This window comes from Ornithinibacillus bavariensis, from assembly GCF_050433565.1.
In the GTDB taxonomy this organism is placed as follows: Bacteria; Bacillota; Bacilli; order Bacillales; family Amphibacillaceae; genus Ornithinibacillus; species Ornithinibacillus bavariensis.
Genome location: NZ_JBNPWZ010000001.1, coordinates 186829 through 199084, shown reverse-complemented (window position 1 = coordinate 199084; position 12256 = coordinate 186829). Strand labels below are relative to the sequence as shown.

Sequence of the window (12256 nt, the reverse complement as noted above, 5' to 3'; positions counted from 1 at the left end):
ATCTATAATCTAAAAAGAAGTCTGGACTCCAGTTATTATTTGAGTCAGACTTCTTTATATGAAATCTAAAAAATGATATAAAGTCCCAGGCCACATAGAATACTTCCGCCAAGTATCTCACTATAGGCACCTAAAAATCCATGTACTTTTCTTCCTATAATCATTCCTGCCCATGTTAACATCATGCTAGTTGCTCCAAATAATATTAGGGTTAAGACCGTTTTAACGTTGGAAAGTCCTAAGCTCAGGCCAACAGAAAAGCTATCGATGCTTACACTTAAAGCAAATAGGATTAGACCGAATCCTGTCGTTTGGATGACTTTAACAGCCTTGTGATTAAAAGCAGAAAATACCATATGAGCACCTATCCCAAACAGTATTAATCCTCCTGTTAACATTGTCCATTCACCAATTCGCGCTGAAATTAATGTTCCTAGAACAATTCCTAAAAAAGGCAAAAGGAAATGGAACATCCCAATTACTATGCCAATAATTGCGATGCGTTTTAACCGAATCATTTGCATCCCAAGCCCTAGGCTCACCGAAAATGCATCCATTCCGACAGCTATTGCCATGAAGAAAAGAGATAAAAATTCACCTAAAGCCTTTTCCATTATTCGTCCCCCTTGGACATGCTTTTAAACTATATGATGTCCAGAGGGGAAATATGATAGTTATTCATGTATTAGTTTGCTAGCTGCCTTTTTCAGGCGATTCATGATAGCTAGTCCGATCCCAATTTCTTGGTAGGTTTCACATAATATGATATCTACTTCTCCATATTTGAAGCTACGTAAACCATCATATAAATTGGCAGCTACATCCTCTAATGATTCACCTAGCGAATGGGCATATACTTTTTCCTCTGATGACAATCTTTCTAAGGTATTCCGATTCGCTAACACGCCAACACTTTTTCCATCTGCAATTAAATTGTTTATTACTTGTTGCATATGCTTGAAGTCCCCATCGATAAGCCACATTGGAACCTCTGGTGCGTAATGCTTATACTTCATTCCAGGGGCTTTCGGCTTTTCTTTTGTTTCCCCTTTTTCAAAAGCCGGATCAATCAGAACCTTGCCAACAACCACTTCCAACTCTTCCAAAGTAATACCACCTGGTCTTAGGATTACTGGAATATCCTGTGTACAATCAATCACAGTTGATTCTACCCCTACACCAGTTGGCCCACCATCCACAACTCCAGCAATTCTTCCAGAGAGATCCTCCCATACATGATCTGCTGTCGTTGGACTAGGCTTACCAGATATATTTGCACTTGGTGCTGCAATAGGCAACCCACACGCCTTTATTAAAGCAAGTGCGACTGGATGACTTGGGATACGTACCCCTATTGTTGACAAGCCCGCGGTTACGTTTTCCGCACATACTCCATTACTTGGAAGTACATAGGTTATTGGCCCAGGTGAAAATGTTTCAATGAGTCTATCCACATAGTCAGGGACGTTTGTCACGAGATTTAGTAGCTGTTCTTTTGTTGCAACATGTGCAATTAGTGGATTGTCCTGTGGACGACCTTTTGCTTGAAAAATTTTTGCGACAGCATCCTTATTGGTTGCATCTGCACCTAATCCATATACAGTCTCTGTAGGAAATGCTACTGTGTCACCAATTATTAGATAGTTTGCTGCCTCTTGGATCATTTCATTACTTTTATTTATATTTTTGACTATGTTCCATCGTCTCGTATCAATCATAAATACTACCTCTCTTCTTTCCTTATTTTAGCGGATTAAAAACTGTTTCGCAAAGAGAGAAGTTTATCCACAAAAAAGAAATAATCTGCAGTTTATCCACAGATTTTTTGAAACATACGTCATTAATATCCACATATTAACCCATTATCCACAAAATTTATCTTTATTAACAGGGTTCTCCACAGGTTGTGCACATTTATTTGTGTATAATCCCATAACGATTAGGAAACTTCATATGCCCACCAATTCCCCTCATTCTGCTGGTAGCTCTGAATATCTATTGCTTCATTTTGTGGATGGAATTGTAGTGCATCTAATAAGATATCCACAATTGGTTGGTGACTATGTACATAAAGTTTTTTTGCTCGTTTTTCTTTTACTAATACAATAATTGTTTCAAATAGTATAGGTAGATTCATAGCTGCTTCTTTAGCAATGTAGAGCTGTTTTAACCAGTAAACTCCACCCTTTACAGAGGAGAGCACAAAGCAAGCCTTGATTTCACCATTTATTTCGACCAGATAACCATCCTGAATTAAGCTTTCCTTATCCACTTGATCTGTGGTGTTAATAAATGCTTCGACCTTTTCTATCGGTACCTCACTTGCGATTAATACTTTCATTTTTCCCACCTCTATCTGCGAAAGAATTTTTATAGAAAACAAGCTCTATCAATCTTTATCAGAGTCTTGCTTCTCTATCATTTTATGCAGAGACTTATTATTCTATGACCATCCTAGCCATTCTAATAGGAAAAATTTAATTTTTAATCCTTTTTCTTCATCTACCTGTTCCTCTTCAAATCCACCAGGACTTGCTTCTGCCACACTAATACCATTAGAAAAATCTAAGAAACAAAGAGGCGGAAATAAAACACACCACCAATTAGAGCCTTCTCCCTCACCAATCGTAATTAATATAGCTTCGTATTCACCTGCAGGATATAGGTAGGATCCGTAAATTTTTGTAGGAAAGCTTACACTATCATTATATTCTACATCAAAGCTCCTATTTTCCCCTTCTTCTTCTAACGTTCTCTTTACAATATCTTTAATTTCAGGAATCCTATTTTCTAATAAGGCTCGAGCTTCTTCAATATCTGAAATATCGGCTACCCAATCGGTAATAGCAGCATTTACCTGATCTCTTACTATGCGCTTAATTTGTTGGTCTGCTTCGTTATCACTATTTGCTAGAATCCGTAAACGAATTGCATCATCAGGAATAACCTGATAATCCGAATAATTTTCTTGCCCTTTACCCTTTACAGGTAATGAGACTGCAATGATAATGAGAATAATTAGGATAATCGTTAGTTTTTTCATTTCCTCTTCCCCCATAACAGAACATGAGAATAGTTCCCCCTGTCCTAATATTTCCATGTAGTCACAGTATGGTCTTAGAGAAGAATTTTTAAACTACTAATCTAGTAATTTTTAAAGTTTTATGAGAATGATAAGACAATCATAGACTTTATTTATTTTCTAAGAGAGGAAAGAGAAATGAAGCAGCATCTTCTGGCCAATATATTCGATAATAACCATCGAGAAATAATATGAATGACTACTATAGCTTTATTTACAAAAAATAAAACTGCACCTTCCATGGCGATTTCTTTTCGAACCATATCCGGGCAGTTTCATGTTTTTTCAGTAAGTTTAGCTGTTTAAAGTTGAGCAAAAACGATTCTATCTTTTCCATTGATATCCTTGATTATATTTGTCGTGCTTTTAGGAAACTTTTCCTTAATAAGTGCTTGAACTGCTTCACCTTGTAAATAGCCAATTTCAAAGGCTACACTACCATTCGGTAGTATCACTTGTGGGAGCTGGCTGCAGATTTTCTGATAGGCTGCCAGTCCATTTTCCGCTGCAAACAATGCTAATTCTGGATCATGATTTACAACCGTATCAGAAAGTTCCTCCCTCTCTGCCTCGGAAATATATGGTGGATTAGAAACTACTATGTCTGCTTTAATATTTTTATCGATGACAGGTTCGAGAAAATCTCCTTGTAAAAAGGTAATATTTGCTTGTAAATTTCTCGCATTCGCTCTAGCTGTTCGGAGCGCTTCTTCGGAAATATCCGTAGCAATAATCTTTGCATTAGGAATTTCCAGTGCAAGAGTAATAGCAATAACACCACTGCCTGTACCTACATCCACAATCGTAATTGATTCATTTTCTGGTAAGTGGTTTATTACATGTTGCACAAGCTCCTCGGTTTCAGGACGAGGAATTAAAACATGTGAGTTAACGGAAAATTTTCTGCCATAAAAGTGTTCATAGCCAGTTAAATGCTGAATTGGCACACCAGTCTTCACATGGTCCTCGATGTCAGCGTGAAATTTTTCCACAATTTCATTCGGAATCTCATCTCTCATTCGGGCATAGAACTGTGTTCTCGATACACCTAAATGATGCTGAAGTAATAAATCAGCTACACGTGTTTCACGATTATTTTTTTCTAAAAAAAGAGAAGCCCACTGTAGGACTTCATATTGTTTTTGAGACATGTTATTCACCAATTTGCTCTAGTTTTTTGGCTTGCTCTTCCATAATCAATGCATCAATCACTTCATCTAGCTTACCCTCTAGAATTTGATCAAGCTTTTGAATGGTAAGTCCAATTCGGTGATCTGTTACACGATTTTGTGGAAAATTATACGTGCGAATTCGCTCCGAACGGTCCCCAGTTCCAACGGCCATTTTACGGTGTTCATCATACTCGGCCTGTGCTTCCTGTTGGAATTTATCATATACACGAGCACGAAGTATCTTCATTGCTTTTTCTTTGTTTTTAATCTGTGACTTTTCATCCTGCATCGAAACAACAATTCCTGTTGGTATGTGTGTTAAACGCACAGCAGACATGGTCGTGTTAACACTTTGTCCCCCTGGTCCACTGGATGCAAATAGATCCACACGGATATCCTTATCATGAAGCTCCACTTCTACCTCTTCAGCCTCAGGTAAAACAGCAACCGTTGCAGTAGATGTATGAATTCGGCCACCAGATTCGGTTTCTGGAACACGTTGAACACGATGAGCTCCATTTTCAAACTTCAGCTTAGAGTAAGCACCCTGACCTTTTACCATGAAAATGATTTCTTTATATCCACCAACACCGGTAGTATGTGCATCCATTACTTCTGCTTTCCATCCTTGACTCTCTACATAACGTGTATACATGCGGTACAAGTCCCCAGCAAATAATGCAGCCTCATCCCCACCAGCAGCACCACGAATTTCCACGAATACATCCTTGTCATCATTCGGGTCCTTTGGTAATAGAAGAATCTTCATTTTCTCTTCCAACTCTTCTTTTAACTTACTAAGCTCAGAGATTTCTGATTTAACCATATCATACATCTCTTTGTCTAAGTCATCCTCCAGCATTTCCTTAGCGTCCTTCAGCTGCTCTGTTACTTCTTTATATTCACGATACGCCTGAACCACATCCTCCAGTCCAGACTGCTCCTTGGAATACTCTCGCAATTTATTTGTATCACTAATTACTTCCGGATCACTTAATAGCTCATTTAATTTATTATAACGATCTTCTAAAGCTTGTAATCGATCTAACATCACGGTCACCTCACTCAGATTAACAGTATAATTATAGTATACAAAGGGGTAGAGGTCAAAATATCTTTAAAAAACGAGATGGTACAAGGAACCTAATCAGAACTTCGAAAGAAAATGTCATCGTCTCTTTGACTGTTTCTGTGAATAATGTGTTATATCAGCGACTTTATTCATTTTATCAGCGAATCTTGCCATTTATCAGCGTTTACATTATTTTATCAGCGTATTTTTCTACTTATCAGCGATTTTGTATTCTTAAAGAATCTAACCTATACTTTCGCCCTTTATTGATCCCAATCTGCTCATAGCCCCCTTGCTGAAGCAATCTTTTCACTACGTGTGGTGAACTAACCTGTAAAAATTCTCTTGCTGCTTTATTAGTAATCGTTGAACTAATTAAATAGCTATAGTCTGATAATGCCTGTATGTGAGCATCCGTTGATTGAAATCCACATTTAGAACATACCCATTTTTGATGTTCCCTTATCATTGGCACATAAGAGCACTCTGGACAAAACACTCCTCTAATAAGGTCATTAATTGTTACTCGGTATGAATCGAAAAAGTTCCTGTCACTTTCTTGATGGGCTTCAACTAGCCGTTTTGCTACATTAGTGAGTTTTCTAATTGTGATTGTGGTTGGAGTATACAGATTATCTAATTTATGAATATGAAATATTAACTGTTTGCTGTGGACGACTCTCTCAGGGATTTTACTTTTGGGGGTGGCTTTAATAATTGTACTGGGAAAGCTAATAACCACTAGGTATTCAACTGGATGAGCTGTAATACCAATTTTGTACAACCATTTTTTTAGCCGATATTGCTGAAGCTGTGCTTGAGGAATTGGATTGGGGAATCCTTCTTCTTTACCATCGTCACCTATTCTAATAACTTGATTATTCTCATCAAATAGAATGGTTCCGTACCAATTCTTCATTTCTAAGATTAAACAATACTTCTTACATATAATTAGCGAATCAATTTGGAAATAACCTTGTTCATCCTTAAGGCGTAAGTCATGGAGTATTAAGTTTTCTTTCTCCTCTAAGAAACGAAGTGGATAATCTACTTCTTTCTCACCTGTAATTTGCCGTCTCTTCCTCTTTAAATCCATTTGTAACCTTTCATAGTAGGGATGTGTTTGTGTAACTCTTCTTACAGCTGCTTCTAATTTATACAGTTCCTTTGGCTTAATACGGTGTTTCACTATCATTTCTTCTTATCTCCTCCTTCCCTATTACAAATTCTACAAACAACAAATAATCCCTCTTTTAAACAAAAAAATGTTATTCATTCTTCTGATTAGATGAATAGCATTTATCAGCGCACTCGAGCTTGTTATCAGCGAATAATTTGTTATATCAGCGATTTATTAAAAATATCAGCGCACATTAAATTTTATCAGCGTTTTTGCAAATATATCAGCGAATATCCACTTTACAACACAACTCAACCAAAAAAGAGCACCCCATAAGATGCTCTTCTCGAATATCAAATAACTTACTTTCCAACATTTAGCAACTTCCGCATTCCCGCACTAGTTGGGCGGTTTGGGACTTCGTGGTGATGGCGACATCTTGGTTCATACGATTCAGATGCCCCAACTAGGATAATGGGGTCGTTATAGGATGCTGGTTGTCCATTTATTAAGCGCTGTGTGCGACTTGCGGGAGATCCACAGATTGGGCAAATCGCATTAAGTTTCGTAACAGATTCAGCAAGAGTCATAAGCTCTGGCATTGGGCCGAATGGCTCACCACGGAAGTCTAGGTCGAGACCAGCAGCTATAACACGGATACCCCGGTCTGCCAGTTGTTCTGCTACATAGACTATATCTTCATCGAAGAATTGTGCTTCATCAATTCCTACGATTTCTACATTCGATTCTATTTTTTCAAAGATTTCTGCTGAGCTATTGACTGGAATTGCTCTTACTGAGTTCCCATTGTGAGAAACTACGGCAACATCATCATAGCGATTATCAATTGCAGGTTTAAACACTTGAATTTTTTGGTTGGCATAAGTTGCTCTTCTTACTCTACGGATCAGTTCTTCGGATTTACCAGAAAACATGCTGCCACAGATTACTTCTAGCCAGCCGCTTTGATTCATAACATACATGTATCGGGATCTCCCTTCGTATCTTCTATGTTTAAAAAGTATTAGTCCAATAATTAGTTATAGCTAGCCGATACAGGTTTATCCTTCCCCATCAGCTAAATAAAAAACAGGCAAAGCACTAAAGATTTGCCTGTTTCTTACCGGCATGAGTAAACTCACCCAAGATTGTATCATTGACCACACTGCTATGCAGTTATAATCATCTTATTTCATATTATATTTCTTCTTGAAGCGATCAACACGTCCACCAACTGTGTCAGTTTTTTGCTTACCAGTATAGAATGGATGTGATTCTGAACTGATCTCAACACGAATTAATGGGTATGTGTTACCATCTTCCCACTCAATTGTTTCGTCTGAGTATTTCGTAGAGCCGCTTAAGAATTTGAAGTCTGAGCTAGTATCCAAAAATACTACTTTTCTGTACTCAGGATGAATTCCTTCTTTCATGTCTTTCCACTCCTTCTGCCCTGAATCCTTTGGAAACAGAGTTATTTTAGAGCCTCAGGTAGGTATAAACCTTTTCTAAACTCACTAAAAAATTATAACAGTGCGGAACACTGATTTCAAGTACAATTATATGAAATAATAGAGAAAATTAGTTTCTAGCTTCGTTTAATTACTTCGAGCCACGTTTACGCTGCATTTCTTCTTCCACTTTTTGTAAAAATTCCTCATTTGTTTCGGATGCTTTTAATCTTCTTAGGAAACGTTCGAGAAAGTCTGGTGAGTCCTGCATTGTTTTGCGAATCGCCCACATCGTGTCTAACTGACTTTTTTCAACTAAAAGCTCTTCTTTACGAGTGCCTGAACGTAAAATATCGATTGCAGGGAAAATTCTCCGGTTTGCCAGGTTACGGTCTAAATGTAGCTCCATATTACCGGTTCCTTTGAATTCTTCATAAATGACATCATCCATACGTGATCCTGTATCGACGAGTGCCGTTGCCAGTATCGTGAAGCTACCACCCTCTTCAATATTTCGGGCTGCTCCAAAGAAACGCTTTGGACGGTGGAATGCTGCGGGGTCAATACCACCAGAAAGTGTACGACCACTAGGTGGAATAACTAAATTGTATGCCCGCGCCAAACGGGTAATACTATCCATTAATACAATGACGTCCCGTTTGTGCTCTACTAGTCGCATTGCTCGTTCCAAAACAAGCTCTGATACTTTAATATGGTTTTCTGGTACTTCATCAAATGTCGAACTTACTACATCAACCTCTGGGCTAACGGAACGTTCGATATCTGTTACCTCTTCTGGACGCTCGTCTACTAATAAAATAATTAATTTTGCTTCTGGATGGTTTAAGGTAATACTGTTTGCTATTTCCTTTAACAGCATCGTTTTACCAGCCTTAGGTGGTGCGACAATAAGTCCCCGCTGTCCAAATCCAACAGGTGCCATTAAATCCATAATTCTTGTTGAAAGTTTGTTTGATGCTGTCTCTAGCTTGATGAGACGATCTGGATATAATGCTGTTAGGGCTGGAAAGTGTACACGCTCCTTCGACGAGTCAGGGTCCTCTCCGTTTACAGCATCAACATGGAGTAATCCATAATATCGTTCATTTTCCTTCGGCGGGCGTACCTTCCCTGATACTTTATCCCCGTTTCTCAAATCAAATCTACGGATTTGCGATGCAGAAATATAAATATCCTCCGCACTAGCAGAGTAGTTAATTGGTCGCAAGAAACCGAAGCCCTCTGACGGAATAATTTCTAATACTCCATCCATAAATAGAAATCCATCTTTTTCTGCCTGTGCTTTTAAAATGGAAAATATTAATTCTTTTTTAGTTAATTTTGCATAATAGGATACCTTATATTCTCTTGCTAAGGCATAAATTTCTTTTAATGTTAATTCCTGAAGTTTACTTAATGTTAGTTCAGCCATCATTCATCACGCCTATTCCTTTAACATTTTTACTATTTTGATAGATACATTCCTGAGTATGTATGGTACAAATACGCAGTAAGGGGTCTGATTCTTTTAATCCTTGATAAGGCTTATCTGATTCGAATATATGAGATATTACTTCCTGATGTGAATACTTTGCGTAGAAGGGAAGAATATTAAGAAGCTAGAATAGAAGTTTTTAAATTTTATACATCCTCGCATTATTATTTCCAGTTTTTTGACTTATTATTTTGTATCGTATCCAAACAACTCTTATCTTAAACATTTCCAATGTTAAACGTTTTAATTGGAATATTCAATACTTTTTTTGAAGAAATAGTTATCGTGAGGGATTGGAAAGTACTGATATAAAGGCACCTTCCAGTTAATTTGCAGATTAGTTAACAAATCTCCTTCTGCATAAATACAGAAGGAGATTTACTACTTATTCTGGTTTCATGACTAGATTTGGCTTCTTCTTAAGACTATGCTCGCCATCAATAAAACGTACTGTTCCACTCTTGGCGCGCATTACTACAGTTTGCGTTCTTGCTTTCGAACCTTTATACTGAACTCCCTTTAAGAGCTCTCCATCAGTAACGCCTGTTGCAGCAAAGATAGCATCTTCTCCACCACATAAATCATCCATATAGAAGATTTTGTTAATATCAGGAATACCCATTTTCTTGCATCGTTCTATCTCTGCATCATTTTGAGGCACAAGCTGTCCTTGCATCTCACCACCTAGACATTTTAAAGCAATAGCAGCAATTACCCCCTCTGGTGCTCCACCAATGCCCATAAACAAATCGACACCAGTGTTATCAAAAGCAGTATTAATGGCTGCGGCTACATCACCATCTTGAAATAGCTTAATTCTTGCACCAGCTGCACGAATCTCATCAATCACCTTTTCATGACGTGGACGATCCATAATCATGACAACTAGATCTTCAATATCTTTGTTTTTTGCTTCTGCTACAGCTTTTAAATTGTCAATGGTTGATGCATTGATATCTATCTTACCAACTGCTTCTGGCCCGACAGCTATTTTTTTCATGTACATATCTGGCGCATGAAGAACTTGCCCATGGTCACCAATAGCAATTACTGCAAGTGCATTAGTGGTTCCTCGTGCTACAATATTGGTTCCTTCTAATGGATCAACCGCTATATCTACCTTTGGTCCCACGCCAGTACCCAGTTTTTCACCAATATAAAGCATTGGTGCTTCATCCATTTCGCCTTCTCCAATAACAACCGTGCCTTGCATTGGAATAGTATTAAAAACATCGCGCATTGCCGTAGTTGCAGCATCATCAGCCTCTTCCTTTTTTCCTCTACCCATCCAACGGGCAGATGCAAGAGCTGCTGCCTCTGTAACGCGCACGATTTCCATTGTTAAACTTCTTTCCATCTTATCCATCTCCCTACTTGAAAATAGCCTCATCCCAAAGGTCTAATCAATGAAACGGATAACTTTGAAAAGTACCTTTTTCTAAGAATTTTGGAATTGTAATTCTTCCTCTTCAGACATATCCTCACGCCAAATGTTAGCACCAAGGCTATTTAATTTCTCTGTCATATTTTCATATCCTCGATCAATATGTTCTAGCCCAGTAATTTCAGTTATTCCATTAGCCATTAAGCCCGCAATTACTAACGCTGCTCCTGCTCGAAGGTCACTTGCTTTGACACGTGCCCCCTCAAGATTAACCGGTCCAGATACAATAGCTGAACCACCCTCGACCTTAATCAAAGCATTCATTCTTCGCAATTCATCAATATGCTTAAGCCGAGCAGAATAAATGGTATCTGTTACAACCCCGGTATGATGTGCTTTTGTTAGTAGGCTTGTAAATGGCTGCTGTAAATCTGTTGGGAATCCAGGATATACTAACGTTTTAATATCAACACTCTTTAGTGGGTTTTTTGCACGAGCAATATATAGTTGATCGTCTGAGTCTTCTACGGTGATACCCATCTCACGCAGTTTTGCAAGAAGTGATTCTAAATGCTGTGGAATCACATTATCGATAATTACTTCATTACCAGCCGCAGCCGCAGCAATCGCATATGTGCCTGCTTCGATACGGTCTGGAATGATCGTATGTCTGCACCCGTGCAAAGAAGGGACTCCTTCAATTCGTATCACATCTGTCCCCACACCTTTTATCTTTGCACCCATATTGGTTAGTAAGGTAGCAACATCAATAATTTCTGGCTCTTTAGCTGCGTTTTCAATAATGGTTTTACCCTTTGCTTTTACAGCAGCAAGCATAATATTGATGGTGGCTCCAACACTTACAACGTCAAGATAAATTCGTGCACCACGTAATTCATTTGCCCGCAGGTAGATGGCACCCTGTTCATTGGTTACCTCCGCACCAAGTGCTTCAAAGCCTTTAATATGCTGGTCAATTGGACGTGGTCCTAGAAAACAGCCACCTGGAAGACCAATAACTGCCTTTTTAAATTTACCAAGCATTGCTCCCATAAAATAATAGGAAGCACGAAGCTTTTTGACCTTTCCATTTGGAAGTGGCATTGAAATCATATTTTCCGGGTTAATATGTATGGTCTGTCCATCCCAAGACACATTCCCGCCTATTTCCTCTAATAAATCACTTAGTGTATATACATCTGAAATTTGTGGCAGTCCTTCTATCGTAACCTCCGAGTCCGCAAGTATTGCAGCTGGGAGAAGTGCTACTGCGCTGTTTTTTGCTCCACTGATGCGTACTTTTCCGTTTAAGACATGACCGCCCTCTACTATCATCTTTTGCATTTTAAAACCCCGCTTTTGAGGTTGAGACTGTTTTATAAAGGGATAACCATTATAAAGCAGACTCACACATATTTATTATGTTATCTAACTTAACTATCACTAGTATAGCTCATGAATATATTTTCTTCATGTTTTA

General features: G+C 38.3%; 12 protein-coding genes. All 12 read right to left on the bottom strand.

What is annotated here, in order from left to right:
- Nucleotides 1-65 precede the first annotated feature (65 nt).
- Nucleotides 66-614, bottom strand: coding sequence for a manganese efflux pump MntP (locus HNR27_RS00900; protein ID WP_212920350.1), 549 nt, complete (start codon nucleotides 612-614; stop codon nucleotides 66-68).
- Nucleotides 615-674: 60 nt separating this feature from the next.
- Complete coding sequence (locus HNR27_RS00895; protein WP_429338824.1) at nucleotides 675-1715, bottom strand: L-threonylcarbamoyladenylate synthase; 1041 nt, start codon at nucleotides 1713-1715, stop codon at nucleotides 675-677.
- 224 nt (nucleotides 1716-1939) lie between these two features.
- The gene (locus tag HNR27_RS00890) at nucleotides 1940-2341 is read right to left on the bottom strand and encodes a hypothetical protein (RefSeq protein WP_212920348.1); all 402 of its coding nucleotides are present in this window, start codon (nucleotides 2339-2341) and stop codon (nucleotides 1940-1942) included.
- A gap of 102 nt (nucleotides 2342-2443) precedes the next feature.
- Nucleotides 2444-3043 carry a stage II sporulation protein R gene (gene spoIIR / locus HNR27_RS00885; RefSeq protein WP_429338444.1) on the bottom strand — a complete coding sequence of 200 codons (600 nt, stop codon included), beginning with the start codon at nucleotides 3041-3043 and terminating at the stop codon, nucleotides 2444-2446.
- Between the two features lie 341 nt (nucleotides 3044-3384).
- Nucleotides 3385-4233 carry a peptide chain release factor N(5)-glutamine methyltransferase gene (prmC, locus tag HNR27_RS00880; protein ID WP_429338443.1) on the bottom strand — a complete coding sequence of 283 codons (849 nt, stop codon included), beginning with the start codon at nucleotides 4231-4233 and terminating at the stop codon, nucleotides 3385-3387.
- Nucleotide 4234: 1 nt separating this feature from the next.
- Nucleotides 4235-5305 (bottom strand): peptide chain release factor 1, encoded by a 1071-nt coding sequence (gene prfA / locus HNR27_RS00875; protein WP_212920345.1) that lies wholly within the window; start codon nucleotides 5303-5305, stop codon nucleotides 4235-4237.
- A gap of 238 nt (nucleotides 5306-5543) precedes the next feature.
- On the bottom strand, nucleotides 5544-6521 hold the full coding sequence (locus HNR27_RS00870) for a nuclease-related domain-containing protein (protein WP_429338442.1): 978 nt from the start codon (nucleotides 6519-6521) through the stop codon (nucleotides 5544-5546).
- Nucleotides 6522-6808: 287 nt separating this feature from the next.
- Complete coding sequence (locus HNR27_RS00865; protein WP_212920343.1) at nucleotides 6809-7429, bottom strand: thymidine kinase; 621 nt, start codon at nucleotides 7427-7429, stop codon at nucleotides 6809-6811.
- Nucleotides 7430-7633: 204 nt separating this feature from the next.
- Nucleotides 7634-7879 (bottom strand): type B 50S ribosomal protein L31, encoded by a 246-nt coding sequence (locus HNR27_RS00860; RefSeq protein ID WP_212920342.1) that lies wholly within the window; start codon nucleotides 7877-7879, stop codon nucleotides 7634-7636.
- A gap of 169 nt (nucleotides 7880-8048) precedes the next feature.
- Nucleotides 8049-9329: a transcription termination factor Rho gene (gene rho, locus HNR27_RS00855; RefSeq protein WP_212920597.1), complete on the bottom strand. Its 1281-nt coding sequence runs from the start codon at nucleotides 9327-9329 to the stop codon at nucleotides 8049-8051.
- Between the two features lie 448 nt (nucleotides 9330-9777).
- Nucleotides 9778-10749: a class II fructose-bisphosphatase gene (glpX, locus tag HNR27_RS00850; RefSeq protein WP_212920341.1), complete on the bottom strand. Its 972-nt coding sequence runs from the start codon at nucleotides 10747-10749 to the stop codon at nucleotides 9778-9780.
- Nucleotides 10750-10830: 81 nt separating this feature from the next.
- Nucleotides 10831-12120, bottom strand: coding sequence for a UDP-N-acetylglucosamine 1-carboxyvinyltransferase (gene murA, locus HNR27_RS00845; RefSeq protein ID WP_212920340.1), 1290 nt, complete (start codon nucleotides 12118-12120; stop codon nucleotides 10831-10833).
- Nucleotides 12121-12256 lie beyond the last annotated feature (136 nt).

What these genes read in the sequence shown, in the direction of transcription:
- rho (WP_212920597.1), bottom strand. Translation starts at nt 9,329, where the DNA reads ATGGCTGAACTAACATTAAGTAAACTTCAGGAATTAACATTAAAAGAA.
- HNR27_RS00900 (WP_212920350.1), bottom strand. Translation starts at nt 614, where the DNA reads ATGGAAAAGGCTTTAGGTGAATTTTTATCTCTTTTCTTCATGGCAATA.
- glpX (WP_212920341.1), bottom strand. Translation starts at nt 10,749, where the DNA reads ATGGAAAGAAGTTTAACAATGGAAATCGTGCGCGTTACAGAGGCAGCA.
- spoIIR (WP_429338444.1), bottom strand. Translation starts at nt 3,043, where the DNA reads ATGAAAAAACTAACGATTATCCTAATTATTCTCATTATCATTGCAGTC.
- HNR27_RS00890 (WP_212920348.1), bottom strand. Translation starts at nt 2,341, where the DNA reads ATGAAAGTATTAATCGCAAGTGAGGTACCGATAGAAAAGGTCGAAGCA.
- murA (WP_212920340.1), bottom strand. Translation starts at nt 12,120, where the DNA reads ATGCAAAAGATGATAGTAGAGGGCGGTCATGTCTTAAACGGAAAAGTA.
- HNR27_RS00865 (WP_212920343.1), bottom strand. Translation starts at nt 7,429, where the DNA reads ATGTATGTTATGAATCAAAGCGGCTGGCTAGAAGTAATCTGTGGCAGC.
- HNR27_RS00870 (WP_429338442.1), bottom strand. Translation starts at nt 6,521, where the DNA reads ATGATAGTGAAACACCGTATTAAGCCAAAGGAACTGTATAAATTAGAA.
- prmC (WP_429338443.1), bottom strand. Translation starts at nt 4,233, where the DNA reads ATGTCTCAAAAACAATATGAAGTCCTACAGTGGGCTTCTCTTTTTTTA.
- prfA (WP_212920345.1), bottom strand. Translation starts at nt 5,305, where the DNA reads ATGTTAGATCGATTACAAGCTTTAGAAGATCGTTATAATAAATTAAAT.
- HNR27_RS00860 (WP_212920342.1), bottom strand. Translation starts at nt 7,879, where the DNA reads ATGAAAGAAGGAATTCATCCTGAGTACAGAAAAGTAGTATTTTTGGAT.